Below are 24,849 nucleotides of genomic sequence, written 5' to 3'. Positions count from 1 at the left end.
CACTTACTATTCATTAGGGTGAATTGTACGTCATTATTGGCAGCAGTTCTTGCCATTTATTCCCATTTGATTGATATTATATCAAGAGAAGGCAAATTTTGAGGATTGAATAAAACAATCCGTTTATGTGGAATAGGGAATGCCGCAATATACTTACACGGCTCGTGACCAAAATGGTAAATCAATATCTGGACAGCGTAACGCTTCGAGTCCGGAAGAACTGGCAAATCAACTAATAGCTGATAACCTTATTCCTATTGATATTTCCTCCTCAACGGCTACTAGCTCAACTCCCACCAAACAAAAAGTTAAGTGGTTTGATTCTAAAGTTCCTCATTCTGAACTCCATATGTTTTGCAGACAGATGTATTCATTGCTTCATGCGGGAATTCCTCTAGCTACATCAGTAGAGCGACTGTCTGAAACAACTCATAACACAACCTTATCTGAAGCTTTGATTCAAATTCTACACACTTTAAATAAAGGCACATCACTTCATGTTGCCATGGCACAATTTCCTAATATATTTTCCGACTTTTTTCTAAATTTGATTATTGTGGGGGAAAATACGGGAAATCTGGACAGGATTTTCTTACATCTTGCAGATTATCTTGAACTTGAAGTAGACATTACCAAAAAGGTAAAAACTGCCTTACGTTATCCAACCATGGTGATCGTCGCGATAGTGGTTGCGTTACTCATCATTAACGTCTTTGTTATTCCATCATTTGCAAAGCTGTATGCCAGTTTCCAAAGTCAGTTGCCATTACCAACGCGTATTCTAATGGCCAGTTCCAATTTTATATTGAGTTATTGGTATTTAATGATTGGTTTTGCTGTACTCACTATATTGGGGATTCGTGCTTATCTAAAAACGGATTCAGGGGCTATCTTCTGGGGCCGATTGCAACTGAAAATTCCAATCATAGGCTGGTTGATCCATCGTATTCTTCTTGCTCGTTTCGCACGTCTGCTTGCATTGGTTTTACGAGCTGGTATTCCTGCTGTAGAGGGCATTCAAATGGTTGGTGCTTCAACGGGAAATCTCTATGTCGCAAATAAAATCAAGTCGGTTACCGATTTAATCGTTCGGGGCAATACTATATCTGCTGCCATCACTCAAACAGAGCTATTTCCGCCTTTAATTATACAGATGATTAGCCTTGGTGAAGAAAGTGGAACAATTGACGAGTTATTAGATGAAGTAGCAGAATATTATCAGAGGGAAATCAATTATGACATTGTCCGATTAAGCGACGCTATTGAGCCTATTTTACTGGTTGTGATGGCGGGAATGGTATTAATCCTTGCTCTTGGTGTACTTTTACCAATGTGGAGCATGGCCAGTTTGATACAGAAACGATGATTAACTTAGGAAGATCCTACCAATTATCTCGAGTGCATCTTGCAATCGTTCTTTGTTTGATTGCCATTTTGGCGGGCACACTATTAAGTTATTTTGAACTGCTCGAAGCCACGGTAGAAAAAACAACCGTAAGTATGAATCTCAACATGATAACAAACCTGGTTCATTCAAAAAGCATACTGTTGAAGCAGACTAATCCTGATTGCTCCTATCTGAATGAACCTGATTTTATTCTTCAGGCATCAGGATTCGCGTCACCGGAACTACAGGAAAGTGGATATTGGCAATATAATCCTGTTCTTCATCAACTGACCTATAAAGTACGTGGTAAACGATATTTTTGGTCAAAAAATGACCATCAAATTGTAGTTGATCTATACTGTAATAAGGGTATAGTTGAATTTACAGTGAGTTCTTATAGATGGTGTCAGGATATGCGTCTATGGGGTTGTCATGAGTGGTAAGTTGTTAGGGATGAGAAAACAGTACTTATTTACACTTTTTGGGGGAGTATAATGGTGAAGCAGCGTGGTTTTACTCTTATCGAATTAATTATTGTCATTATACTACTAGGAATATTAGCTGCAGTGGCAATTCCCAAGTACTATGATTTTACTACTCAAGCACGGATTTCAGCTATAAATGGTATTTTTGGTTCAGTGGCTTCAGCCAGTCAAATAACTCATTCAGCCGTTATAGTAAATAATTACCTTGATTCTCAACCCTCTATTATTATGGATGGAACTACAGTAAATTTGCTCCATAAATATCCAGCATCAGCTGCTGGAGGTATCAACGTTGCGATATCTTATGTACCGGTACCTGGTTTTACTTTGACTCAAACTGCTACTACTGCAACATGGCAAGCGGCTGGTGCGCCAACTCCTGCTACGTGCAGTGTTACTTATACTGCATCAACAGCTGCAGGTGTAGCACCGGTGATTGCAATAAATACGGCCGGTTGTTAGTAACATACACGTACGTTCATCCACAATTTTATATCGTGGATTGAGCATTTTGGATAATCAGGTAATGATTTATTGTATATCTGATAAAAATTGTCTATTAGTCAATTACTTAGCTTTATTGATTTTATAAATAGAGTTTGTGTTCACTATAAATCCTGGTCTATACTTAATTATGGACTTGAGAGTTAATCAAATGGATGCATTGCCTCGATTTTGAGTGTCAAAACGATGTGATCTGTACGTGTTTTATATGGGAGTGACTGATGAACTTGAACAAAGGCTTTACCCTGATTGAATTAGTAATGGTTATTGTAATTTTGGGTATTTTATCCGTGGTAGCAGTACCTCTTTATATTGACTTAAAATCTGATGCTGCTCAAGCAGCAGTTAATGGTGTTGCAGGAGGGTTATCGTCTGCCATGTCGGTTAATTTTGCTGCACGAACCGCCAATAGTGCGAAAGGAATTGCTGTAACTAATTGCAATACATGGGGGGTATTGGCTGGTGGCATGCCTACTAACGGTGGGTTATACGCAATAACTCCAGCCCCAATAGCAGCAGGCGCTACGGCAACGTGTACATTAACTTTTACACCTACTGGTGGAACTGCTGTAACTGCTACATTTAGCGGGATGGGCATTAATTAAACCATTGAGGTTACTGCTTTATAATAAGGACTGTATAGTCCGACTGACCAACATAATTTGAGCCAGGTACTTCAATCAGCGTGTAAAGGAGATGGAGCAGGGTAGAATATGATGCGACCTACACACGGTTTTACCCTTATCGAGTTTATTGCGGTCCTCGTTGTGATTAGTATTTTAGCTGTAGCGGTAATCATGAATTACCCTTCTGCGGGAAGCTTTAATTTAATTTCAATCTCGGAGCAATTAAAGAGAGATATTCGTTACACTCAAACGTTGGCCATGAGCTTAAATACATCTTATACCATCAATATTTCCGCGACTAATTATTTTATATCTCCAACCCCTCCTCGAGGTGCAGTCAACGTTGCCATGCCGGCAGGGGTTTCTTTATCCGGCAGCAGCATCACTTTTGATGCATCAGGTACTCCATCCAATTCATCCACAGCGACTATTACAGTGACTGCAACAGGTGAAGGTTCAAACGCGCTGACAGTGGCACCTGAAACGGGGTTTGTGAATGGATAATCAGCGCGGTTTTTTAATGATGGTTATTGCCATACTCCTGGTTATTGTAGCCGCACTTGCAAGTGCATTTGTTGCGATGACACTCAGTGGCACGAATTCGAGTGTCAGTTCCATTTCTGCAAATCGTGCTTACGATCTGGCACAGACAGGCATTGAACAAGGAACCTACGAGCTCACACTTGCAACAGCATGGTGTGACGGGAGTTGGCAGCCAGCAGTTACTGTCAGCGGGCAAGGGGAGTATCAGTACAGTTGTACTAAAAATACTGGTTCTACTACTCTATCTTCTGCTATAACCGCTTCATCGACTGTAATTCCTTTAAATTCAGTTTCGGGTTTAGCGACATTTGGCGCGATTACTGTTGATTCAGAGACCATATACTACGATGGAATCAGTGGAGCAACATTGCAACATGCCCGTCGAGGGCAAAATGGTACTGCAGCAGCAGCTCACTCCAGCGGTGCTTCCGCAAGTCAGATTCAATATATTATTATCGGTCAGGGAAGCTCCCCCTCAGCAACATCACCCAGTGGCCAGGTTACATTGTCACAGGCGGTATTATTATCTAATCCTTCGACTTATTTTGCCGCAGGGGTTAACAGCAGCACCAGTGGTGTTATCCTCAAGTTTGATGGTTCTTCGTGGTCAACCGTGTTGACAGGACCAGTCAATTTTACCTTTACAGGAATATTCAATACCTTGACTAACGGAATTGCTGTCGGAAGCACTTCTGCTTCAGTTGGTTCAATTTATTTATATAATGGTGTGTCATGAGCACTGGCATTGTCGGGTATATCCGGTGGAGGTTTTCAAGATGTTTCCTGCGATACAAGCACCAATTGCTGGATAGTTGGCAGTGGTGTATCACCTCCAAGGGGATTGATGTATCGTTATACTTTTCCTGCGACTTTTTCTTATCTCGCCAGCAATAATTTTAACCTGCTAGGCGTGAGCTGTATCAGTGGTGTTTGTATGTCGGTAGGAAGTAATCGTGCCTACAATTTTTCTTCGAATACCACAGTCCCATTTAATAATCTGACTAGTCTGGCCAGTACTATGAATGATGTAGATTGCCCTCAAACGAATAGTTGTGTTGCAGTACGAAGTAATGGACGTGTGTACTATTTCAATGGAGCGTGGACTGGTCCTTATACTCTGACTAATAATTCATTAAATTCCGTACATTGTCCAAATACCAGTCTGTGTATTTTGGTAGGGAATAATGGGGTTAATTTTAAATGTTCATTACCTATCACTTCCGCTGCCTCCTGTGTTGCCCAAACAGCCCCAAGCTCTGTCAATTTATTAGGAGTCCATTGTAATGCAACTAATGATTGTATGGCCGTTGGTTCCAGTTCTGCTAATGCCTATCATTTTGATGGTACTAATTGGACAAGCACCGCTTTGGGAGGGACTTTTACATTAAACTCGGTGACGGGTATTCCAGGTGGCGGAGGTGCAGTAAGTGCAACTCCTACTGTCTGGCGTAATCATTAGGTGAACACCATGAGAAAAGGATTACAACAAGGCTTTACCCTGATTGAACTGATCGCTTTCGTTGTACTGATTGGCATTATTGCCGGAGGATTATTGGTTGGTCTGAATGAATCCCTCAGTCGTGCCAATACACCCACATCGATTACTCAGGCAAGTTTTCTTGCCAATGCGCGGATGCAAATTATTTTGATGAATCGCTCCATCAATGGGTATACAACACTTTCTGATCCATGCACTACTTCCCCTGGTTTAGCAATATGCACTCCTCTTTCGACCTACGCTGCTGCCAATAATTTCACAGTGAGTACACCAATTATATCCGGAACCAACCCTAAAATTATTACGATTACTGTTTCAGGAGCAGGAGATGCCATTATCAAGGCCTACGTATACAACTATGCGAACAACTAAGGGCTTTACCCTCATTGAAATGATTATGGTAATGGTCCTTTCCGGGATCATCTTTTCAATTGCTTCGGTGATGTTAAATGCGGGATTTACAAGTTATTTTACAGGGATAAATGTTACAGGTTTAAATAATCAGGCCGCATTGGCGATGGCTCGAATGACTAAAGAACTGGAACAGGCAGTAAGTTTTTCGGTGATTAATTCTGCAAATGTCAGTTTTACCACATCAAATGGTGAATCAATTACTTACACTTGGGTTAGTCCTGGGCCAACACTCACTCGTACAGGAATATCGTCCCAGCCTCTTAGCGATGTGGTAACGGGATTTACATTGACGTATTATCAATCAAATTTTAATAGCACTGCTACTCCAGCCCTGGTTAGAGCAATTACAATCGATATGACATTAAAAGAAGGGGATGAAACCATTCAACTGATTAATACTGTTTTTTTAAATAACATGAAATAAGAACGGTCATTTGAACAGGATTTTTCCATGCTGGATCAACAAGATAGCAGTCGACATTCAAAAATGGCTCAGTTAAACTAGATTTACCATTTATTATCAGGATGATGGATGTTCGGCTTGGGCAAAGCGAAAAAACCTTCACGACAACTATCATGTTTATTAAGTGAACATGGTTTTAGTCTTGTAGAACTTGAAGAGGGTAGCAGCATACGCTTTTGTGAACACCATTATTTTCCAGATCCAAAGCCAGAACTGTTCACCAAGGGAATATCAGAGGCAATTGAGCGATATAGTTTAATTGGTCTCCCTTGCCAGGTTATTTTATCACCGGGCTTATATCAGCTGTTGTTAATGGATGCGCTTGAAGTTCCAGAGCAGGAGATGGCCAAAGCCTTACGCTGGCATCTGAAAGGAATGATAGATTACCCGTTAAACGACATCGCTGTGGATACATTTATGGTACCGCTACACGGTGCTGGTGGCTTGCGAAAACGTGTTTTTGTCGCAGTAACGCCTCAAAATGAATTAATAAATAAAGTCGAATTGTTGAAGCGTTGTTTGCTTAATATTTCATCAATAAGCATTGCTGAGCTGGCGTTGTCCCAATTGCTGAGGCGTGCTCCTATAGATCCTGAATCACCGACTATAGTAGTCAGTTATGACGCAAATGTTTGCAGGTTGCATATCTATTTTAAAGACAGCTTGTATCTCTCTCGGGCATTGTCAATCAGTCGTTCGATAATTGAACCTGAGAGTACTGCAATTCATGATATGGTTCTGGAAATACAGCGGTCCATTGATTATTGTTTAATTGAACTTAAATTGCCTGAACCTAAGAAAATTTTCTTTACCCCAAGCTTCTATGCTGCAGAAGATTTATTTCTTCGATTAAAGGAAGAGCTTGTAAAGGATGTATTTTTACTTGATGTTAATGCCTATTTTAAGTCCGAACAGAAGATAACTCCTCCGGTTATGGCTGAGGCATTTTATGCAATTGGCGGCGCCTTAATGCATTTGAACGGGGAGAAATAATGATTCAATCAATCAATTTTCTTCGCGATCTCCCTAAGGACAGCAGTAGACTATCCGTTACAAAAATGGTTTGGATAGTTATCGGGGTGACTGTTTTTCTTTTTATTATTTCTGTTTTCAAGGGAGTACACATATATAATGCGCGTAGTAATCTCAATGAACTCCAACAAACATTAGTTAATGAAAGCCAAACCTACACCGAGTTGGTCAAAAAATACCCTCTATTGAGTAATAATATTTCATTATCAAATCAGATTCAGGCATTGAGGAATCAGGTTGAGGAGCGAAGTGCTGATTATGCCGCTTTAGAACATCTGATTGTAAGACCCGGGTTTTCCGGATTTATGTATGCATTGGCTCAAACTGTACCTGCATCTTTATGGTTTAATCAAATTTCAATTAATTTGGACAGTGACAGTATCACTCTTGGTGGTTATGCCGTTCGTCCTGATGATGTATCAGTGCTGATGAATCGTTTAATGAAAACAGCAGCTTTTAAAAAAATAGTGTTTAATTTGTTTTATGTAAAAGCAATAACCAATCGCCCCTACGTAAAATTTTCTATAGCAACGGATGATCTTGGTTCTGAAGATGATTCTGAAGACCCAACTAAAACGGACTCCGGGGGGAAATGACTATGAGTATTCACTTATTGTTTTTAAGACATTATCAGTTGTTTAAACTCAGAATAGAACAATTAAGCGAGCGTGATAGATTCAGTCTATTAATCATTGTTCTTTCGTTACTTTTTGGATTATGGTTCTTAGCAGTACATTATCCTCAAAAAAAAGCGATTAATGACAGTGTCCTTCAAACGCAGCAATTGGAGACTCAAGTTAATGAATTAAAGCAAAAGCAAACAGTTATTCATATCTTGCTAAACAATCCTGATACTGTCCAGTTTTTAAATGATTATAAAGATTTAATGAGTCAATTGAATGAAATTGAAAAAAAGTTTGCTCGTTATCGTCGTCGTTACATCAGCAGTCGTGATTTAGCTAAATTGTTGCATGACATGTTGAAACAAACTTTTGGGGTAACCATTGTTGATTTAGCAACCATACCTCAACCTGCTGTAATTCAACCTCAACCGACAACAAATCAAGTTTCGTCTGGTGACGCCTCATCGAATCAGAAAGCATCAAACCGAATGAATGTAGTGCATACCCATTACCGATTAATCTTAAAAGGTAACTATTTTCCTATAATGAATTATTTAAAGCGCCTGGAAGGGCTCAATTGGAGTCTGTATTGGGATAAATTTACTTATACCGTCAAAAAGTATCCAGAAGGGATCGCGGAGATTGAGTTCTATACTTTGAAACTACCTACCGATACGACTAATGTGGCGCAGGGAGTTACCCCATGAGTAACCGGTACTCCAAATTATTCTGCCCTTTCATCTTCCTGTTTTTTTTGCTGATTCCGAATATTGGCCTGGCGTATTTAAGTGACCCGACCAAACCTAAAGTAAACACGGAGGAGCCTGTAGCTAAAGATAAAGGTACCCCTTTTAATCTTCAAAGTATATTGATTGGACGAATGAGGCGACTCGCAATGATAAATGAACAAATTGTCAGTGTTGGCAGTTCCATTAACGGGGCACGCGTCCTTGCTATTGATAAAAATCATGTGGTATTGTTGTACTCTGGCCGCAAGGTCATCTTGTATTTATTTGGAAAAAGGCTGTGGACAAAACGTAGATGAAAAAATATACAGTTATACTTCTTTTGCTCCTCACAGCCTGTAATATGCATAAGCCGGTTAAAGGTACTGCAATTGATGAAATGGATAATGAATTGCAAACAGGGATTGCTAATAATAAAACGTTAATGGCGAAAGACAGCAGAATGCCTCATCGTAACGCCGTTCAAGCACTTTTACCCAGTTTGAAAGTACGCTCCGGAGGGGCTCGTTCAAGTAATCAACGTTTTGATATTGCAGTGAAAAATGTACCTGCCCAGGCTTTTTTTATGGGTCTTGTTGCGGATACATCAACCAATATGGTTGTGAGTCCTGAAATTAAAGGCACTATTACATTAAGCCTTAAACAGGTTACTGTTGAACAAGTACTTCAATCCATTGAAGATGTTTATGGTTACGCCTATATTCCAATTCAGGGCGGCTATGAAATACTTCCTAATTCTTTAAAAACCCAAATTTATAATGTGAATTACCTGGAGTTGCAGCGTAAGGGCAGCTCTAATATGACCGTAAGCAATGGAGAGGTCACTTCTGTTGGTTCAAACAATCAAGGGACAGCTGGAACAACCTCTACGACTTCTTTGCCTACCAATATTAATAATAATCAAAGTTACAGTAATGTGATCGGCGCTGTTGAAACCAAAAGTGATATCGATTTTTGGAAATCGTTAAAGCTTACTCTCGAAAATATTATTGGTAAAACGGATGGTCGTTCAGTCACAGTTAATCCTGTTGCTGGAATCATTGTTGTCAGGGCTATGCCAAAAGAGCTCAAACAAGTCGAAAAGTATCTGGATGTTGTGCAGAACAGTATGGATCGTCAGGTCATTCTTGAAGCCAAAATTCTTGAGGTCAATCTGAGTAATGAGTTTCAAATGGGCATTGACTGGAAACTTTTTGGTGCAAAGCTTAATGCGCTGTCGAATTTCACTGGAACGAACGTTGACATACCTAATGCCGATTTTTCAAGTGCGGCTATTCGAGCTGCTGGTCAGGGTTTTGGAATCGATATCCATTGGAATCCCCGTGATTTCACCACCTATATCCAGGCTCTTGAGCTCCAAGGTAATGTGCAGGTTTTATCCAGTCCACGTGTATCAGCTATGAATAATCAGAAGGCTGCAATTAAAGTGGGATTTGATGAGTTTTTTGTTACTAACGTGTCTCAGAACCAAAACATCGTATCGCAAGGGTTAGTTACGCAGCCCACATTAAATGTGAATTTAACTCCATTCTTTTCTGGGATTACCCTCGATGTTACCCCTCAAATTGATCCCAATGGACAAGTTACTCTGCATATACATCCTTCTGTAAGCCTTGTAAAAGATCAGCGAAAAGTGATTGATTTGGGTACACAAGGTGGTGTTCTGGATCTGCCATTGGCCAACAGCACCATCCGAGAGTCTGATACTATAGTCCATTCCAAAAATGGTCAGGTAGTGGTCATTGGTGGGTTGATGCAAGATGCAACGACAGAGGGTATTGCTCAACTACCCTGGTTTGGTAACATTCCCTTTTTAGGTACCTTGGTACGTCGAACCAAGCAAAACTCCGACAAAAGTGAACTGGTGATTTTATTAAAAGCAACCATTGTTAACCAGAAAAGCAACATTAAAGATCTTACGGATACTACTCGAAGAATTGCAAGTCTTAAGCGTGGTTTTCATTTGGGAGATCGGCCTGATATCTATGGTACTCAAGGAGAAGCTCCAATTGTGCTGGGTCCAAAATCAAAAGAGAATCTGAGCACACGATAAACTGGGGAGAGGGAGATGTATTTAGAACATTTTAGATTGACTAAAGCGCCGTTTACACTCACGCCAAATACAGAGTTTTTTTGTGAACTACCTAGCCACCAGGAAGCATTAAATGTTCTCTTGCTAAGTCTTTCTCAAGGTGAAGGTTTTATTAAAATTGTGGGTGAAATTGGCACTGGAAAAACTTTGATCTGTAGAATTTTATTAAATAGTTTGAAAGATGAATATGTTACAGCGTACATACCTAATCCCGATCAGACCGCAGATGGCTTACGTTTTGCTGTTGCAAGTGAACTAGGTGTTAAACCAGAAGAAAATTGGACACAATATCAACTGCTTGAAGCGATTAATCAGCGACTTCTTGATTTACATCGGGCTGGAAAAAAAACAGTATTGATCATTGATGAAGCACAGGCTTTACCTGATTCATGTCTTGAGGCTGTTCGACTTCTGACTAACCTTGAAACTGAGGAAAGAAAACTGCTCCAGGTAGTCCTTTTTGGTCAGCCTGAATTAGACGTTAAATTGGCTCAGATTAATCTTCGTCAACTAAAACAGCGATTCACTTTTTCATATGAATTACAACCGCTGGCCCGAGGTGATCTGGATAAGTATTTAAGTCATCGTTTAGCAAAGGCAGGTTATACGTACGGTTGTTTATTTACATCGTATGCGAAGCGACGATTATATAAGGCCAGTGGAGGATTACCTCGATTATTGAATATTCTTTGTCACAAGTCACTTTTGGTAGCTTATGGGCAGGGTAAATCTTTGGTTAATAGTCATGCGGTGAATCGAGCAATTGCTGATACAGAAAGCTCCGAACTCTTCCTCTGGCGGCCTTATATAAAACCCTTTCTCGGTATCGGAGCGATGGGTGTATTGGTATTCTTTATCATGATTTGGTATTACGGATTAACTTTATGAGTTTGCTTAATGATCTCTTAAATGATCTTTCCAAACAACAACGAACTAAAAATCCAATTCCGCTTCTTCAGGCTGTTCCCAGTAATAATTTGGCTAGAATAAAGTGGGGATTGCTGGCAGGCGGTGTTTTTCTGCTTATAATTCTCACGGGAATGGTCTTGATCAGTATTGCTGGTGACTCATTATCAAAATCTAAAGCACCAACTCAGGAGGATCCTGCAATAGTAATAGCAGACTCTCTTTCACGTCCTGCGCCATTAGAACCAATAAAGCCTATAAGTTATATTCCTGCCCTTCCTCCCGTGCACGCTGTTGAATCTGAATTACCACCGGCTCCTCAATTAGCTGTTGAGCAGAATGATGTGCCTGATTGGGTGGAGAGTCAGAATGAACCAGAAGAGACAACCGTAAATAAAGTTTATGCGCCTCAAACGCTTACTGAATGGCATGATGCCCAAATGAATAAAGCACTGCAATCAATCGAAGAGGGACGTGATGATCGTGCAATAGAACTATTACAGGAAATTTTAGATAAAATTCCTAATGCAGTGAATGCCAGTGAAAATCTGGCATCTTTATATCTAACCTATGGTGATTTTGATTTGGCAACAGCAGTAGTTAATGAAGGGTTAAAACACACGCCTTTAGATATACCACTTATTTCGATAAAGGGAAGATTAATTCTTGAACAGGGTAAAGCAGCTGAAGCAGTGAAATATTTATCCAACTATCATCCTCCCATAGAAACCTATCCCGATTTTTATGGCACTTTGGCTGCAGCACTTCAAGGTGAGGGGAAAATCGTTGAGTCAGGCGGAATATTTAAGTCATTAATTCAGATTGATCCGAATAATGGTCAGTATTGGTTAGGATATGCCATTTCGCTTGAATACACCCATGATCTGAATCAAGCAAAGGAAGCGTACATACGGGCAAGCCAAAGTCCGGATAGTGAAACGGTGGTTCGGGCATATGCTCAAAATCGTTTGAAAAAAATACAAGGATAGTTATGAAGCGTATACGACTTGGTGAGATTTTGCTTAATGCAGGCTTAATTAACCAGGAGACTCTTGATCAGGCTATGGAGTTGCAAAAAAAAACCGGTGATAAATTTGGAAGAATCCTGATAAATATGGGCGTTGTTTCGGAGCATGATGTTCTTGAACTTTTTGCCAAACAATTGAATATTCCATATATAGATTTGGATAAATACGAACTTTCACCTGAATATACTCATTTGTTACCTGAAACATACGCACGACGTTGTCGTGCATTGGTTCTTGGTGAGAAAGATGGTGAATTATTAGTTGGGATGGCTGACCCTCAAGATATTACTGCTTTTGATGCGATTTCAAAGGTATTAAAAAAGCCGTTAAAATTAGCCGTTATCAGCGAGATGTCGTTATTAAATGCAATAGATAGAATTTATCGCCGGACTCAGGAAATATCAACTTTTGCCCATGAGCTTTCTGGAGAGATGATTGAGGAGTTGAGCGGAAAAGAAGATGAGTTGTTTGATGAACTACAAGAAAGTGATGAGCAGGCACCTGTAGTAAAACTCTTAAACTCCCTGTTTCATGATGCAGTTCAAGCCAGAGCATCAGATATTCATATTGAACCTGATGAAAAATCGTTACGTATTCGTTTTCGTATCGATGGCCAGCTTCATGAGAATATCTTAGATGAAAAGCGTATTGTCAGTGCCTTGATTCAGCGATTAAAGCTGCGTGCCCATCTGGATATTTCTGAAAAACGAATTCCACAGGATGGTCGCTTTAATTTTAAAATCAAGGGTAATTCATTTGATGTACGTTTATCCACCTTGCCAACCGCGAATGGGGAAGCCGTAGTAATGCGATTACTGAATCAATCCAGTGAAGTGACGGATTTAAGTCAACTTGGAATTGATCCTGAAACAGTAAAACGTATCGAAGAAATCTATTCCAAGCCTTATGGGATGCTCTTGGTTACTGGTCCTACAGGAAGTGGTAAAACAACAACTTTATACAGTATTCTCGCCAGGCTTAATTTACCCGAGCGTAAAATTATAACGGTTGAGGATCCTATCGAATATCGCATCAGCCGAATTAATCAGGTACAGGTTAACCCCAAGATCGATTTGACTTTTGCACGAGTTCTACGTGCCATGCTGCGCCAGGATCCAGATGTTATTATGGTGGGTGAAATCCGTGATCCAGAAACCGCTCAAATCGCAATGCGAGCAGCTGTTACGGGTCATTTGGTACTTGCTACCTTGCATACTAATGATGCCATGACTTCAGCTATTCGATTAATCGATATGGGGGTTGAAGGTTATATGGTCGCCTCTGCAGTAAAGGCAATCATCGGTCAAAGGTTAGTTCGTACACTTTGTAAATTCTGTATTTATACAGAAAAACCTGATGAACATGAGTTAATCTGGCTTCTATCAATGAAGGTTGATCCTAAACTTTCTTTTAAAAAAGGAGTAGGATGCTCGCATTGTAACTACAGCGGTTATTATGGACGAGTGGGAATTTATGAGTTATTGGAGCTAAATACGGATATGCTGAATGCTTTACGCCAGAATGATTCAGCAGCTTTTGTCAAAGCAGCATTAGCGTGTAAAACTTATCATCCATTATCCGAATCAGTCCTTGAGCTGGTTAAGGACGGGACGACTTCAATTGCAGAGGCTATTCGAGTGGTAGGGCAATTAGATGAAGAGTTTTTAAGGAGGGAAACTGAACCTCCGTCTAAAAATGAAGAGTTAAATCAAGAAAAAGGATAAAAGTCGAGTCAGATCATTCAAAAGCAAGCTCCTCATAGTTTCAAGAGATCCCTTCTTACATTGTTCAATTCAAAAAGTTATCGAGATCTCGCAAGAATAGCCTTCTCCCAGGGGGAGAAGGCTATTTTTAGCGAGATCTTGATAATTTTTGAAATGAAACATTGAGTATTTTATTAAGACAAACTTAATGCTAGTTGCAATCCTTGCATTCAGGATGTCATATTACGGGGTTATTGAGGCGTTTTGTGGGTAACAGGCAACTTAATGTCTCTGTATATTAATTCCATCAGCAGGTGTGTTCCCAATTCGCCCTAAAGTGTCTGAATCAATGAATTTAACTTAATACTGCATTCACGCAGAAAGTTGTCTCGTGTATGATGTTTCTAATTTTGTTAGAAATGGAGAATTCTTGATGAATGATAACAAGAATAAGCGGGTAATTACTGCGAATAGAGGCACGGAAAAACAAACCAAGAGTTGGTTGACCGAGGCTGCTTTACGAATGTTATGCAATAATTTGGATCCCGATGTAGCAGAAGATCCGGATTCATTAATTGTTTATGGTGGGCTGGGGAAGGCAGCCCGAAACTGGAATTGTTTTGATAAAATCGTCCAGGTATTAAAAGTATTGGATGATGATCAGACTTTATTAATTCAATCAGGAAAACCCGTTGGTGTTTTTACGACCCATGAAGACGCGCCACGAGTTCTTATTGCCAATTCCAATTTAGTTCCGCGTTGGGCTAATTGGGAATATTTTAATGAGTTGGATAAAAAAGGCCTGATGATGTATGGCCAAATGACCGCTGGAAGCTGGATATATATTGGTTCTCAAGGGATTGTTCAAGGTACCTATGAAACTTTTATTGCTGCTGCTAAAAAACATTATAACGGCGATTTATCAGGTCGTTGGATTCTAACAGGTGGATTAGGGGGTATGGGTGGAGCACAAACATTAGCTGGCACTATGGCTGGCGCCAGTGTTCTTGCCGTTGAGTGTGATTTAAGTCGAATAGAAAAACGAATTAAAACGAAATATCTTGATAAATTTACTGATAATCTTGATGAGGCCTTGGCATGGATTAATGAGTCATGTCAAAAAAAACAACCTATATCCGTAGCAATATTGGGTAATGCCGCAGAAATCTATCCTCAATTGATTGAACGTGGCGCTCATCCATCCCTGGTCACTGACCAAACCAGTGCTCATGATCCGTTGAACGGATATCTTCCTGCTGGTTGGACTTTGGAGCAGGCCAGTGACATGAGAAAAACAGATCCTGCACAAGTTGTCGACGCTGCTAAAAAATCAATGGCTATTCAAGTGCATGCCATGCTTCAATTTCAAAAGAAAGGAATACCTGTATTTGATTATGGAAATAACATTCGACAAATGGCATTGGAAGCAGGGGAAGAACAGGCCTTTTCATTTGAGGGATTTGTTCCTGCTTATATCAGACCCTTATTTTGTGAAGGAATTGGACCTTTCAGATGGGTTGCCTTATCAGGGGATCCTGAAGACATCTACGCTACTGATAGGATGGTCAAGAAACTGATTCCGCATGATAAACACTTGCATCAATGGCTTGATATGGCCAGAGAGAGAATCGCTTTTCAGGGGCTTCCTGCCAGAATTTGCTGGGTTGGTTTAAAGGACCGAGCTCGATTAGCCTTGGCATTTAATGAAATGGTTAAAAATAAAGAAGTGAAAGCGCCCATAGTTATCGGACGAGATCATTTGGACTCCGGATCAGTTGCCAGCCCTAATAGAGAAACTGAGGGGATGTTGGATGGCAGCGACGCTGTCTCGGACTGGCCTTTACTTAATGCATTGTTAAATTGTGCCAGTGGAGCTACCTGGGTCAGTATTCATCATGGAGGTGGTGTTGGCATGGGATTCTCTCAACATGCTGGTGTCGTTATTGTAGCGGATGGCACTGCGAAAGCAGCACAACGATTGGCCCGAGTCTTACATAATGATCCGGCAACCGGAGTAATGAGACATGCTGATGCAGGATATGACCTTGCAAAACGATGTGCAAAAGAAAATTCATTATGGTTACCTATGGAATCTCAAGAGGAGCAAGTAAATGTCTGAAGGCTTTATACTTCAACCAGGGCAATTGACCCTGCAGTCTATTAAATACACTATTACAAATGGCTTGCTTTGCTCCTTATCCGATACTGCTTTGGGCTTAATCGATGCGTCGCACCAAACCGTGAAAAAAGTTATTAAAGATAAAAAAACAGTCTATGGTATTAATACTGGATTTGGTTCTTTGGCGAATCAGACTATTTCAAACGAACATTTGAAACAGCTGCAACGAAATATTGTTCTGTCTCATGCCTGTGGAACAGGTGAGTTACTTTCTGATGATGTGGTTGCATTAATATTACTGCTTAAAATTAATAATTTGGCTCAAGGGTTTTCTGGAGTTCGAATTGAAGTGGTTGAAGCTTTGGTGCAACTCTACAACCATAAAGTATATCCATGTATCCCTGCAAAGGGTTCTGTTGGTGCTTCAGGGGATTTGGTTCCTTTGGCACATATGTCACTAGCTTTACTTGGTGAAGGGCAGGTACGGTATAAAGGCAAGAAAATCAGTGCTGTCGATGGTTTGAAAATTGCTGGATTAGCACCTATAGAGTTGGAAGCAAAAGAAGGCTTAGCTCTTCTTAATGGCTTGCAGGTTTCTACCGCATTGGCATTGATGGCTTTATTTACCTGTGAAACCCTTTTTGAAACGGCGGTTATTGCCGGTGCCTTGTCTGTAGATGCCGCATGTGGAAGTGATGTACCTTTTGATGCCAGAATACATGAAGCGCGAGGTCATCAATCGCAAACTCAAGTGGCGTCAATGTACCGCAGTTTATTGTCTGGTAGCGAGATTAGGGAATCGCACCGACTCTGTAATCGAGTACAGGATCCTTATTCATTACGTTGCCAACCGCAAATTATGGGTGCTGTACTTCATCAATTACAGTTTGTAGGCGCTACCCTGCAGGTTGAAGCGAATGCTGTTTCTGATAATCCTCTGGTTTTTGCCCAGGATGGGGATATATTATCAGGAGGAAATTTTCATGGTGAAATAATTGCGATGGCTGCAGATAATCTTGCTTTGGCCATTGCCGAAATGGGGTCAAATGCTGAACGACGGATTGCTTTGTTGATTGATAAGAATTTTAGTGGTTTACCGGCATTTCTTGTGAGGGAAAGTGGGCTGAATTCAGGTTTTATGATAGCTCATGTTACCGCAGCATCCTGTGCCAGCGATAATAAAGCACTTGCTCATCCCCATTCTGTTGATAGCATTCCTACATCAGCGAACCAGGAAGATCATGTTTCTATGGCGACCAGCGCAGCTCGTCGTCTATATGAAATGAACGATAACACTGCTACGATTCTTGCTATTGAATTACTTGCTGCCTGTCAGGGACTTGAGTTTCATAAACCGTTAAAAACCTCTCCTCAACTGTATGAGATATATCGAAAAATAAGGGAAGATATTGCTCCTTATGATAGAGACAGATATTTTGCGCCTGACATTGCCAAAATCAAACACAGGATTCTTGCTGAAGATTTTACTTTAGCTCATTTGAATGTTGAAACCATAGGATAGGACGCACAATTATGGATTTAAACTCTCAATTCAAAGCTCTGGATCATGAGCATCACTTAAATCCCTATCCTTCACTGGGCGAAAGAAAAAAAATTTTGATGGATATCAAAAAGGCTTTGCAAACTGAAGCTTATTCTATAGCTGAAGCAATCAATAAGGATTTCATCCATCGATCGGTGGAAGAAACTTTATTTCTTGAAATTTTCCCTACAATCAACGCAATTAATTATTGTTTAAAAAAAATGAAGCGTTGGATGAGAAAACGACATAAAGAGGTATCCTGGTTGTTTTTTCCAGCATCTGCTTATGTAGTACCACAGCCTTTAGGCGTCATAGGGAATCTGGTTCCCTGGAATTATCCCGTTTATTTATCCGTAGTCCCAGCAGTTTATGCTTTGGCTGCCGGTAATCGGGTAATGATTAAAATGTCTGAATTATCTGCTGAGACTGGTTTAGTACTCCAATCGATATTTCATTCAACAGGTTTGGATAAGTACATTCAGGTTGTCAATGGTGACGTAGAGACTTCGAAAAAATTCTCATCCTTACCCTTTGCACATTTAATGTTTACCGGATCGACAGCAGTTGGAAAACTGATCATGAAAACAGCAAGTGAGCGTCTGACCCCGATAACTCTGGAGCTGGGAGGTAAATCTCCAGCTGTATTGTCTTCCACCATGAATAAAAATTATTTTAATCGCTTGTTTATGGGGAAATTGTTCAATGCGGCACAAACCTGTATTGCTCCTGATTACCTGTTAGTTCCAGAAGGATGGGAGGAAGTTGTTGAAGAGGCATTCGAGCAATTCATTGAGAAGCATTATCCGGATTTGATGAACAATGATAATTATTCCAATATTATTAATGACACTCATAAACTGCGTTTATTGGCATTGGTAGAAGATGCTCGATCGAAAGGCGCGCGTGTCGTTGAATTTGGTAAGCAAAATGAACATTCAAATAGACTACCCGTATATTTGTTATTTGATGTCACCGCCAAAATGAGGGTCATGCAAGAAGAAATTTTTGGACCTATACTGCCTGTAGTGAGTTATAACACTTTTATGGATGCAATAGCTTTTATCAACGCATTACCCAATCCTTTAGCCCTATATTATTTTGGAGAGGACAATGTTGAGAAGCAGTTTATTCAAACCAGAACTTTATCCGGTGCTTTAACTATTAACGATACGCTAATGCATATCGCGATAGACGATTTGCCTTTTGGTGGTGTTGGTCCAAGTGGAATGGGACAATATCATGGGCAAGAAGGCTTTGATACGTTTTCTAAACTAAAACCTGTGTTGATAAAAGGAGCATTTTCTCCGGGAACACTACTCTATCCTCCATATGGAACATTAATGCGCTTGTTTTTGGCTTATATTGCTGGAATCAAAAGAAGAGGGACTAAATGAATAAAGTAATTTTTATTACTGGCGGCAGTAGAGGAATAGGCAGAGCAATTGCTTTAAAATGTGCTGCTGAAAAAGCATGTGTTGTTATTGCTGCTAAAACCACGGAACCCCATCCCAAACTGGAAGGGACTATTTATACTGTTGCAAAGGAAATAGAAGATCTGGGTGGACAAGCCTTGCCTTTAATGGTTGATGTGCGTGATGAGTTGCAAATTCAAAGTGCAATGAAGACAACCATTGAAACTTTTGGCAGACTTGATGTGTTAATTAATAATGCAAGTGCGATCAGTTTAACCGATACATTGAATACTGCAATGAAGCGTTATGACTTAATGCAAGAGGTCAATACCAGAGCAACCTTTGCTTGCTCTCAGGCAGCTATTCCTCATTTGTTAAAAAGCCCTAATCCTCATATTGTGACTTTATCGCCACCATTGAATATGGATAGAAAATGGTTTGCATCGCATTTGGCATATACCCTCAGTAAATACGGTATGAGCATGTGTACTCTCGGATTATCAGATGAGTTTAAAGAGGCCGGTATTGCTGTCAATTCTTTATGGCCAAGAACAACTATTGCTACAGATGCCATCCGTGTTCATTTCCCAAAGGAAATGTATATGGCAAGTCGAAAACCACAGATTATCGCCGATGCGGTACATTGGATTATCAATCAACCCTCAAGATCAATTACAGGAAATTTATTTATTGATGAAGATGTTTTAAAACGTGCTGGTGTAACTGATTTTTCTTGTTATGCTATGCAGTCTGATTTGGAACTATATACAGATTTATTCTTATGATTGTTGAAATATATACAGATGGTGCCTGTAAAGGAAATCCTGGGCCTGGTGGATGGGGTGTTTTACTCCGTTACCAGGGCGTTGAACGAACTCTCCATGGTGGTGAGGCACATACCACAAATAATAGAATGGAGTTAATGGCTGCGATTAAGGGCCTGGAATCATTAAAGCGTCCCTGTGAAGTGGATTTATATACAGACTCTAAATATGTCCAGCAAGGAATGAAAGAGTGGCTCGCCTCCTGGAAAAAAAATGGTTGGCGCAATTCAAAAAAAGAACCGGTAAAAAATGCCGATCTCTGGATGTCATTAGATCAACTCGCTTCAACTCATAAAGTAACCTGGCATTGGGTTAAGGGGCACTCTGGTCATTTGGAAAATGATTTGGTTGATGCTTTAGCGAATCAAGCGATAACTGAATTAACCTGACAGGGCGGATTGATGAGGCAAATAATTTTAGATACAGAAACAACTGGTATAGGTCCTGAGCAAGGCCATCGGGTTATTGAGATTGGTTGTATTGAATTGATTGATCGAAAATTAACCGGAAAGCATTTTCACGTTTATCTGAATCCTGAACGGGATGTGGAAGAGGGGGCTTTTCGTGTGCATGGTATCAGTACTGAATTTTTACAAGATAAGCCCTTATTTAAAGATGTGGTTTCAGAGTTTCTTCAATTTGTAGGTGGTGCTGAATTAGTGATACACAATGCACCGTTTGATGTTGGATTCCTCAACTCAGAATTGAAACACGTTCACTGGAAGAAAAAACTGGAAGAATACTGCGATATTTTTGATACTCTGGTCTTGGCGAGAGAAAAGCATCCAGGTCAACGCAACAGTCTTGATGCATTATGCAAGCGTTATAATATTGATAACTCCAACAGGCAGCTGCATGGAGCTTTGTTAGACGCGGAAATATTAGCATTTGTTTATCTGGCCATGACTGGTGGTCAGGCCAGTTTATTTTCAGATACAGAGACGGTCACCAGTAATCTGGCGATTAATATTAATGAATCCAGTGCTTTAAAACTGGCAAATCCAGTTATCGTCAGACCTAATGATGAAGAACTTGCGGCTCACCATGATTTTGTTAATTTTTTGACTAAGAAATCGGGTGTCAATCATTGGAGTGAAGAAACGTAACGGTGAATTGTTTTATACGTGGGAGAGTTTTGACTCTTTATACTTTAATGGTTATCAAAATAGCTTAATTAAAGCAAAGAATCCAACCTGCTCTAAATGATCAATGCAGGCTGGAACTCTTTTGAATGTGCATTTAACTTTTTGGAACCAAATATTTTTCAGCAAAATCTTTACCGATACACTCTCCAAGAGATCTGCCCCAGGTTGCGGCGCTCTCACTATTAATTTTATCAGGCATGCTGCCATAAAGTTCATTTTGGCATTTATTGGTGCTTTCTGGTATTAACGTGACGCATTGCTCATAAGTCATTTTAATTTCATCAAATCTTTTTTTCAAATCAGCATCCTGTATAAAACCTTTGCAGATTAGATCAGGCAATAAAGGAGTCATTGAGCTTAGCCAACTGTCTTTAGGCATCTCAGTAGGGCTGGAAGTATCTTCTGCATTCGACACAAAGGGTATAAATGCACTACTTAATGCTAGGGTTGTTGCGAGAAGCAATTTCCTTGTCATGATGAATTATCCTTTTTTAGGGTCTCAAATATATATTAGGACAAAATATTCTGATTTGCCTGTTTAAACAGCATTATGATTTGATTTATTTAGATTTTGCTGTAGATTTACCCCTCTTCAAACGCAGCTTAAAAGATTGAAGTTTGATTTGTTCAAAATTTAAACTAAAATAGAAGTTGATGGAAATGAAATAGGAATAATCATGGAAAAGTCCAACTTTCGTTTAATGTTCATAGTGCGTTTTTTGTTTATTTCAGTTGTTGCATTAATGTATCAAACCGCATATTCAGCGGGTAATACTTTTATTTTTAATCCTAATACACTGACCTGGAAAGCCATTAATGAAAACGGAAAGGTGGTTCGTACAGGAAGAGGATCTGGAGGTAAAAGTTACTGCTCTGATATTCGTAGAGGGTGTAAAACTCCGTCAGGTGTATACCGAATAATCAGCAAAGGCGGTCCTGGTTGTAAATCCAGCCGATATCCGGTTGGCGGTGGTGGTGCACCAATGCCCTATTGTATGTTTTTTAGTAAATACTACGCGGTACATGGTTCCTATGATGTACCTAACTACAACGCAAGCCACGGATGCGTCAGGGTAAAACCGAGCGACGCTTATTGGTTAAGCCATAATTTTATGAAAATAGGAACAAAAGTAATTATTAAACCCTATTAATAATTTTTTTATAGCAGTACTTCCGTAGTAGAACTAAAAGCCACAATCCTGAGTTCTGGTGAGTGGCTTTTATATTTACATATCGTCTTCATCATCCATACTGAATGAGGATCCACAGCCGCAGGTTGTTTTTGCATTAGGATTGCGAATGACGAATTGCTCACCTTGAATTCCCTGAATGTAATCAATTTCTGCATCATGCAGGTATTGATGGCTCATCGAATCAATCAACAGTTTTACTGAGGATTTACCATCAGAACACTGCTGCACCACAATCGTGTCATCATCGTTAATTTGTTCATCAAAGCTGAATCCGTATTGAAATCCCGAACAGCCTCCGCCAGAGATGGAAACACGTAAATTAAGGTTAAAATTATCTTCCTCTCTAATTAATTCTGCTACTTTATCTGCGGCACTCACAGTAAAATGGATGTCACTTGTCGTAGGGGCTATCTCAACTTCAGCCATCGTATACTCCGGTTAGATAATAAGTACAACTATACTCTTTATATTATAACAATTATCTGATGATTTGTTCTATTGTTGCTCCACCCAGACATTGGTTTTTATCATAAAAAACCACATATTGGCCAGGTGTAATTGCTCTTTGTGGACTAGAGAACATAATGTAATGTTGATTTCCATCCTGAGGTGAAATCATACAAGCCTGTTCTGCCTGTCGGTATCTGGTCTTGGCATAACAAGTGATTGGTAATTTATCCTGACAATCTGCTAACCAGTGAATAGGGCCGCAAATAAGTCCTTGTGCGTAAAGCATTGGATGTTGACTGCCTTGAGCAACGTACAATGTGTTGGTTTTTACCTCTTTTTCGACCACATACCAAGGTTCATCAGAGGAGTTTTGCATGCCGCCAATTCCAAGTCCCTGACGTTGACCTAAAGTATAAAACATGAGTCCATCATGTCTTCCAAGAATAGTCCCGTCCATATTTTTTATATCACCAGGTTTAGCCAGAATGAATTCTTTTAAAAAAGATTTAAATCGCTTTTCCCCTATAAAACAAATGCCTGTAGAGTCTTTTTTAGCATGGGTTACTAAACCTAATTCTTTCGCAAAATCACGTATTTGCGATTTATGATAATCGCCAATTGGAAATAGAGTTTTTGCCAGTGCGGCGGGTTCTACAGCATGCAGAAAATAAGTCTGATCTTTGTCTCTATCTTTTGCTTTATAAAGAAAACCGGTAGAACCTTCAATTTTATTTTTTGCATAATGCCCAGTAGCGATGTAATCCGCTCCAAGTTCTAATGCGTGATTTAAAAAGGCATTAAATTTGATTTCCTTATTGCACAAGACATCTGGATTAGGAGTTCTGCCGTGTTCGTATTCATTTAAAAAATGAGCGAATACCTTATCCCAATATTGTTCTGAAAAATTAACGCTATGAAGAGGAATACGCAATTGATTGCATACTGCCTGAGCATCAGCCAGATCTTGCGCTGCAGGGCAGAATGCATCTGTATCATCCTGTTCCCAGTTTTTCATGAACAGACCTTCAACCTGATAGCCTTGTTCCTTTAATAACCAGGCTGCTACTGAGGAATCAACTCCCCCGGACATACCTACAATGACTTTAGCGTTCATACACCATAATACCGTTAACAATGCAAAAATAATAATTCAAAAGAGGTATTATCTCACAAAAACAGGAAAAGAAGGAGTGAAAGATTTTTAGAGATGCCCGTGTGCAGTGAATTGCGTCTACTGTTCAAAAAATTGTATTGGGTGTTTTCATTTCTTTGTACTGATCTTCTGAAAATGGTAAAGTTGTCTTTATTGATGCAAATATGTTGTTTTAAAAAGCTCAATTGGTTGATATATTTTACATATTGTTGGATAATAATTACTTTGGATGTTTGATTCATGCTTCATTTACAAGATATGGCCAAACAAGGTCAACAAACTCAGAAACTGACTGTAACTGAACGATTACCCAGTTTTATCAATGGCCCATGTCAGTTAACCGTTACCTACAGTATTGAAGCTAAAGATGATTATTATTTAATCCATATGCAAACAGCAGGAGAGTTAGTTATCGTTTGTCAACGATGCCTGTGTGAGTTCCCTTGTCACTATGCCAATCAAACGACTATTGCTGTATGTAGAAGTGAAGAAAGAGCGGAGCAGATTCTTGAGCTTTATGAATGCATTGTTTCATCAAACTGGCAGGTGGATTTAGTCGAACTGGTTATCGATGAATTGCATCTGTATGCACCTCAGTTTCATCCTGAAATTGAGGATTGTGGAACTGAAATAAATGAAATTTTAACTGGGAAAATTGAAGCATATTGATATTTTGTGCAATTAATACTTGGATTGAAGTTAAAATATCGGTAATATTCCCGCTTTATGAATGCAAATTGTTTAGGAGTAATACAATGGCAGTACAACAAAATAAAAAATCACGCTCACGTCGTGATATGCGCCGTTCTCATGACGGTTTAACCAAGCCAACATTATCTGTTGATTCTACTACTGGTGAAACACATCTTCGTCATCATATGACTCCAGATGGTTATTATCGTGGTAGAAAAGTTATAGATACTGACTCTTCCTCAGCTTACGAAGAACAAGAGTAATATT

Annotated in this window: 29 protein-coding genes; 26 read left to right on the top strand and 3 right to left on the bottom strand. The window is 39.7% G+C overall.

What is annotated here, in order from left to right:
• Positions 1-139 precede the first annotated feature (139 nt).
• The 23 genes from IZU94_RS13610 to dnaQ all read left to right on the top strand — a co-directional run bounded on the left by IZU94_RS13610 (position 140) and on the right by dnaQ (position 21,054).
• Entirely contained in the window at positions 140-1,366 is a 1,227-nt protein-coding gene (locus IZU94_RS13610; RefSeq protein ID WP_203111495.1) for a type II secretion system F family protein, read from the top strand.
• Entirely contained in the window at positions 1,363-1,830 is a 468-nt protein-coding gene (locus IZU94_RS13605; RefSeq protein WP_203111493.1) for a hypothetical protein, read from the top strand. Before IZU94_RS13610 ends, IZU94_RS13605 begins: the two co-directional genes overlap by 4 nt.
• 51 nt (positions 1,831-1,881) lie before the next feature.
• Positions 1,882-2,334: a prepilin-type N-terminal cleavage/methylation domain-containing protein gene (locus tag IZU94_RS13600; RefSeq protein WP_238400442.1), complete on the top strand. Its 453-nt coding sequence runs from the start codon at positions 1,882-1,884 to the stop codon at positions 2,332-2,334.
• Between the two features lie 263 nt (positions 2,335-2,597).
• Positions 2,598-2,981, top strand: a complete 384-nt coding sequence (locus IZU94_RS18370) for a prepilin-type N-terminal cleavage/methylation domain-containing protein (RefSeq protein WP_304601710.1) — start codon at positions 2,598-2,600, stop codon at positions 2,979-2,981.
• A gap of 108 nt (positions 2,982-3,089) precedes the next feature.
• Positions 3,090-3,506 carry a pilus assembly FimT family protein gene (locus IZU94_RS13590; protein ID WP_203111491.1) on the top strand — a complete coding sequence of 139 codons (417 nt, stop codon included), beginning with the start codon at positions 3,090-3,092 and terminating at the stop codon, positions 3,504-3,506.
• A complete protein-coding gene (locus IZU94_RS13585) occupies positions 3,499-4,281 on the top strand; it encodes a hypothetical protein (protein ID WP_203111488.1) in 783 nt (260 codons plus the stop codon). Before IZU94_RS13590 ends, IZU94_RS13585 begins: the two co-directional genes overlap by 8 nt.
• Positions 4,282-4,290: 9 nt before the next feature.
• Positions 4,291-5,004: a hypothetical protein gene (locus tag IZU94_RS13580; protein ID WP_203111485.1), complete on the top strand. Its 714-nt coding sequence runs from the start codon at positions 4,291-4,293 to the stop codon at positions 5,002-5,004.
• Positions 5,005-5,013: 9 nt separating this feature from the next.
• Positions 5,014-5,415 (top strand): type II secretion system protein, encoded by a 402-nt coding sequence (locus IZU94_RS13575; protein ID WP_203111482.1) that lies wholly within the window; start codon positions 5,014-5,016, stop codon positions 5,413-5,415.
• A complete protein-coding gene (locus tag IZU94_RS13570) occupies positions 5,372-5,881 on the top strand; it encodes a PulJ/GspJ family protein (RefSeq protein WP_203111480.1) in 510 nt (169 codons plus the stop codon). The genes IZU94_RS13575 and IZU94_RS13570 overlap by 44 nt, the downstream gene beginning before the upstream one ends.
• Before the next feature lie 108 nt (positions 5,882-5,989).
• Positions 5,990-6,913: a hypothetical protein gene (locus tag IZU94_RS13565; protein ID WP_203111478.1), complete on the top strand. Its 924-nt coding sequence runs from the start codon at positions 5,990-5,992 to the stop codon at positions 6,911-6,913.
• On the top strand, positions 6,913-7,548 hold the full coding sequence (locus tag IZU94_RS13560; RefSeq protein WP_203111476.1) for a PilN domain-containing protein: 636 nt from the start codon (positions 6,913-6,915) through the stop codon (positions 7,546-7,548). The genes IZU94_RS13565 and IZU94_RS13560 overlap by 1 nt, the downstream gene beginning before the upstream one ends.
• A 2-nt stretch (positions 7,549-7,550) precedes the next feature.
• Positions 7,551-8,282, top strand: a complete 732-nt coding sequence (locus tag IZU94_RS13555; protein WP_203111474.1) for a hypothetical protein — start codon at positions 7,551-7,553, stop codon at positions 8,280-8,282.
• Positions 8,279-8,620: a hypothetical protein gene (locus IZU94_RS13550; RefSeq protein WP_203111472.1), complete on the top strand. Its 342-nt coding sequence runs from the start codon at positions 8,279-8,281 to the stop codon at positions 8,618-8,620. Before IZU94_RS13555 ends, IZU94_RS13550 begins: the two co-directional genes overlap by 4 nt.
• A 44-nt stretch (positions 8,621-8,664) precedes the next feature.
• Positions 8,665-10,374, top strand: a complete 1,710-nt coding sequence (locus tag IZU94_RS13545) for a pilus (MSHA type) biogenesis protein MshL (RefSeq protein WP_203111469.1) — start codon at positions 8,665-8,667, stop codon at positions 10,372-10,374.
• Positions 10,375-10,389: 15 nt separating this feature from the next.
• A complete protein-coding gene (locus tag IZU94_RS13540; protein ID WP_203111466.1) occupies positions 10,390-11,301 on the top strand; it encodes an ExeA family protein in 912 nt (303 codons plus the stop codon).
• Positions 11,298-12,308 (top strand): tetratricopeptide repeat protein, encoded by a 1,011-nt coding sequence (locus tag IZU94_RS13535; protein ID WP_203111463.1) that lies wholly within the window; start codon positions 11,298-11,300, stop codon positions 12,306-12,308. The genes IZU94_RS13540 and IZU94_RS13535 overlap by 4 nt, the downstream gene beginning before the upstream one ends.
• Positions 12,309-12,310: 2 nt before the next feature.
• The gene (locus IZU94_RS13530) at positions 12,311-14,071 is read left to right on the top strand and encodes a GspE/PulE family protein (protein ID WP_238400440.1); all 1,761 of its coding nucleotides are present in this window, start codon (positions 12,311-12,313) and stop codon (positions 14,069-14,071) included.
• 412 nt (positions 14,072-14,483) lie between these two features.
• On the top strand, positions 14,484-16,169 hold the full coding sequence (gene hutU, locus IZU94_RS13525; RefSeq protein WP_203111461.1) for a urocanate hydratase: 1,686 nt from the start codon (positions 14,484-14,486) through the stop codon (positions 16,167-16,169).
• The gene (hutH, locus tag IZU94_RS13520) at positions 16,162-17,691 is read left to right on the top strand and encodes a histidine ammonia-lyase (protein WP_203111457.1); all 1,530 of its coding nucleotides are present in this window, start codon (positions 16,162-16,164) and stop codon (positions 17,689-17,691) included. Before hutU ends, hutH begins: the two co-directional genes overlap by 8 nt.
• A gap of 11 nt (positions 17,692-17,702) precedes the next feature.
• The gene (locus tag IZU94_RS13515) at positions 17,703-19,106 is read left to right on the top strand and encodes a coniferyl aldehyde dehydrogenase (RefSeq protein WP_203111454.1); all 1,404 of its coding nucleotides are present in this window, start codon (positions 17,703-17,705) and stop codon (positions 19,104-19,106) included.
• Positions 19,103-19,909 (top strand): SDR family oxidoreductase, encoded by an 807-nt coding sequence (locus tag IZU94_RS13510; protein ID WP_203111452.1) that lies wholly within the window; start codon positions 19,103-19,105, stop codon positions 19,907-19,909. The genes IZU94_RS13515 and IZU94_RS13510 overlap by 4 nt, the downstream gene beginning before the upstream one ends.
• Positions 19,906-20,337: a ribonuclease HI gene (rnhA, locus tag IZU94_RS13505; protein WP_203111449.1), complete on the top strand. Its 432-nt coding sequence runs from the start codon at positions 19,906-19,908 to the stop codon at positions 20,335-20,337. The genes IZU94_RS13510 and rnhA overlap by 4 nt, the downstream gene beginning before the upstream one ends.
• A gap of 12 nt (positions 20,338-20,349) precedes the next feature.
• Positions 20,350-21,054, top strand: a complete 705-nt coding sequence (gene dnaQ, locus IZU94_RS13500; RefSeq protein WP_203111446.1) for a DNA polymerase III subunit epsilon — start codon at positions 20,350-20,352, stop codon at positions 21,052-21,054.
• A gap of 133 nt (positions 21,055-21,187) precedes the next feature.
• On the opposite strand, the gene IZU94_RS13495 is transcribed toward dnaQ, so the two are convergent.
• Positions 21,188-21,568, bottom strand: coding sequence for a hypothetical protein (locus IZU94_RS13495; RefSeq protein ID WP_203111443.1), 381 nt, complete (start codon positions 21,566-21,568; stop codon positions 21,188-21,190).
• A gap of 202 nt (positions 21,569-21,770) precedes the next feature.
• Here IZU94_RS13495 and IZU94_RS13490 point away from each other — a divergent pair, with 202 nt between their 5' ends.
• The gene (locus IZU94_RS13490; protein WP_203111440.1) at positions 21,771-22,244 is read left to right on the top strand and encodes a L,D-transpeptidase; all 474 of its coding nucleotides are present in this window, start codon (positions 21,771-21,773) and stop codon (positions 22,242-22,244) included.
• A gap of 75 nt (positions 22,245-22,319) precedes the next feature.
• Here the strand turns inward: IZU94_RS13490 and erpA are convergent, their stop codons facing one another.
• The gene (gene erpA / locus IZU94_RS13485) at positions 22,320-22,712 is read right to left on the bottom strand and encodes an iron-sulfur cluster insertion protein ErpA (protein ID WP_203111438.1); all 393 of its coding nucleotides are present in this window, start codon (positions 22,710-22,712) and stop codon (positions 22,320-22,322) included.
• 52 nt (positions 22,713-22,764) lie between these two features.
• Positions 22,765-23,850 (bottom strand): tRNA 2-thiouridine(34) synthase MnmA, encoded by a 1,086-nt coding sequence (mnmA, locus tag IZU94_RS13480; RefSeq protein ID WP_203111437.1) that lies wholly within the window; start codon positions 23,848-23,850, stop codon positions 22,765-22,767.
• A gap of 279 nt (positions 23,851-24,129) precedes the next feature.
• Here mnmA and IZU94_RS13475 point away from each other — a divergent pair, with 279 nt between their 5' ends.
• Together IZU94_RS13475 and rpmF are read left to right on the top strand one after the other, a co-directional pair.
• The gene (locus tag IZU94_RS13475; protein WP_203111436.1) at positions 24,130-24,558 is read left to right on the top strand and encodes a YceD family protein; all 429 of its coding nucleotides are present in this window, start codon (positions 24,130-24,132) and stop codon (positions 24,556-24,558) included.
• 86 nt (positions 24,559-24,644) lie between these two features.
• A complete protein-coding gene (gene rpmF / locus IZU94_RS13470) occupies positions 24,645-24,845 on the top strand; it encodes a 50S ribosomal protein L32 (RefSeq protein ID WP_058473169.1) in 201 nt (66 codons plus the stop codon).
• Positions 24,846-24,849: the final 4 nt, after the last annotated feature.

The organism is Legionella bononiensis (assembly GCF_016786215.1).
Taxonomy (GTDB): Bacteria; Pseudomonadota; Gammaproteobacteria; order Legionellales; family Legionellaceae; genus Legionella; species Legionella bononiensis.
The sequence above is the reverse complement of the archived record's forward strand: the minus strand, read 5'-3'. Positions and strand labels throughout refer to the sequence as shown.

Coding starts and splice junctions, on each gene's coding strand:
- IZU94_RS13550 (WP_203111472.1), top strand. CDS start 8,279: ATGAGTAACCGGTACTCCAAATTATTCTGCCCTTTCATCTTCCTGTTT.
- IZU94_RS13585 (WP_203111488.1), top strand. CDS start 3,499: ATGGATAATCAGCGCGGTTTTTTAATGATGGTTATTGCCATACTCCTG.
- IZU94_RS13540 (WP_203111466.1), top strand. CDS start 10,390: ATGTATTTAGAACATTTTAGATTGACTAAAGCGCCGTTTACACTCACG.
- rnhA (WP_203111449.1), top strand. CDS start 19,906: ATGATTGTTGAAATATATACAGATGGTGCCTGTAAAGGAAATCCTGGG.
- IZU94_RS13605 (WP_203111493.1), top strand. CDS start 1,363: ATGATTAACTTAGGAAGATCCTACCAATTATCTCGAGTGCATCTTGCA.
- erpA (WP_203111438.1), bottom strand. CDS start 22,712: ATGGCTGAAGTTGAGATAGCCCCTACGACAAGTGACATCCATTTTACT.
- dnaQ (WP_203111446.1), top strand. CDS start 20,350: ATGAGGCAAATAATTTTAGATACAGAAACAACTGGTATAGGTCCTGAG.
- hutU (WP_203111461.1), top strand. CDS start 14,484: ATGAATGATAACAAGAATAAGCGGGTAATTACTGCGAATAGAGGCACG.
- IZU94_RS13600 (WP_238400442.1), top strand. CDS start 1,882: ATGGTGAAGCAGCGTGGTTTTACTCTTATCGAATTAATTATTGTCATT.
- hutH (WP_203111457.1), top strand. CDS start 16,162: ATGTCTGAAGGCTTTATACTTCAACCAGGGCAATTGACCCTGCAGTCT.
- mnmA (WP_203111437.1), bottom strand. CDS start 23,850: ATGAACGCTAAAGTCATTGTAGGTATGTCCGGGGGAGTTGATTCCTCA.
- IZU94_RS13475 (WP_203111436.1), top strand. CDS start 24,130: ATGCTTCATTTACAAGATATGGCCAAACAAGGTCAACAAACTCAGAAA.
- IZU94_RS13495 (WP_203111443.1), bottom strand. CDS start 21,568: ATGACAAGGAAATTGCTTCTCGCAACAACCCTAGCATTAAGTAGTGCA.
- rpmF (WP_058473169.1), top strand. CDS start 24,645: ATGGCAGTACAACAAAATAAAAAATCACGCTCACGTCGTGATATGCGC.
- IZU94_RS13570 (WP_203111480.1), top strand. CDS start 5,372: ATGCCATTATCAAGGCCTACGTATACAACTATGCGAACAACTAAGGGC.
- IZU94_RS13560 (WP_203111476.1), top strand. CDS start 6,913: ATGATTCAATCAATCAATTTTCTTCGCGATCTCCCTAAGGACAGCAGT.
- IZU94_RS13535 (WP_203111463.1), top strand. CDS start 11,298: ATGAGTTTGCTTAATGATCTCTTAAATGATCTTTCCAAACAACAACGA.
- IZU94_RS13610 (WP_203111495.1), top strand. CDS start 140: ATGCCGCAATATACTTACACGGCTCGTGACCAAAATGGTAAATCAATA.
- IZU94_RS13575 (WP_203111482.1), top strand. CDS start 5,014: ATGAGAAAAGGATTACAACAAGGCTTTACCCTGATTGAACTGATCGCT.
- IZU94_RS18370 (WP_304601710.1), top strand. CDS start 2,598: ATGAACTTGAACAAAGGCTTTACCCTGATTGAATTAGTAATGGTTATT.
- IZU94_RS13545 (WP_203111469.1), top strand. CDS start 8,665: ATGCATAAGCCGGTTAAAGGTACTGCAATTGATGAAATGGATAATGAA.
- IZU94_RS13565 (WP_203111478.1), top strand. CDS start 5,990: ATGTTCGGCTTGGGCAAAGCGAAAAAACCTTCACGACAACTATCATGT.
- IZU94_RS13555 (WP_203111474.1), top strand. CDS start 7,551: ATGAGTATTCACTTATTGTTTTTAAGACATTATCAGTTGTTTAAACTC.
- IZU94_RS13490 (WP_203111440.1), top strand. CDS start 21,771: ATGGAAAAGTCCAACTTTCGTTTAATGTTCATAGTGCGTTTTTTGTTT.
- IZU94_RS13590 (WP_203111491.1), top strand. CDS start 3,090: ATGATGCGACCTACACACGGTTTTACCCTTATCGAGTTTATTGCGGTC.
- IZU94_RS13515 (WP_203111454.1), top strand. CDS start 17,703: ATGGATTTAAACTCTCAATTCAAAGCTCTGGATCATGAGCATCACTTA.
- IZU94_RS13510 (WP_203111452.1), top strand. CDS start 19,103: ATGAATAAAGTAATTTTTATTACTGGCGGCAGTAGAGGAATAGGCAGA.
- IZU94_RS13530 (WP_238400440.1), top strand. CDS start 12,311: ATGAAGCGTATACGACTTGGTGAGATTTTGCTTAATGCAGGCTTAATT.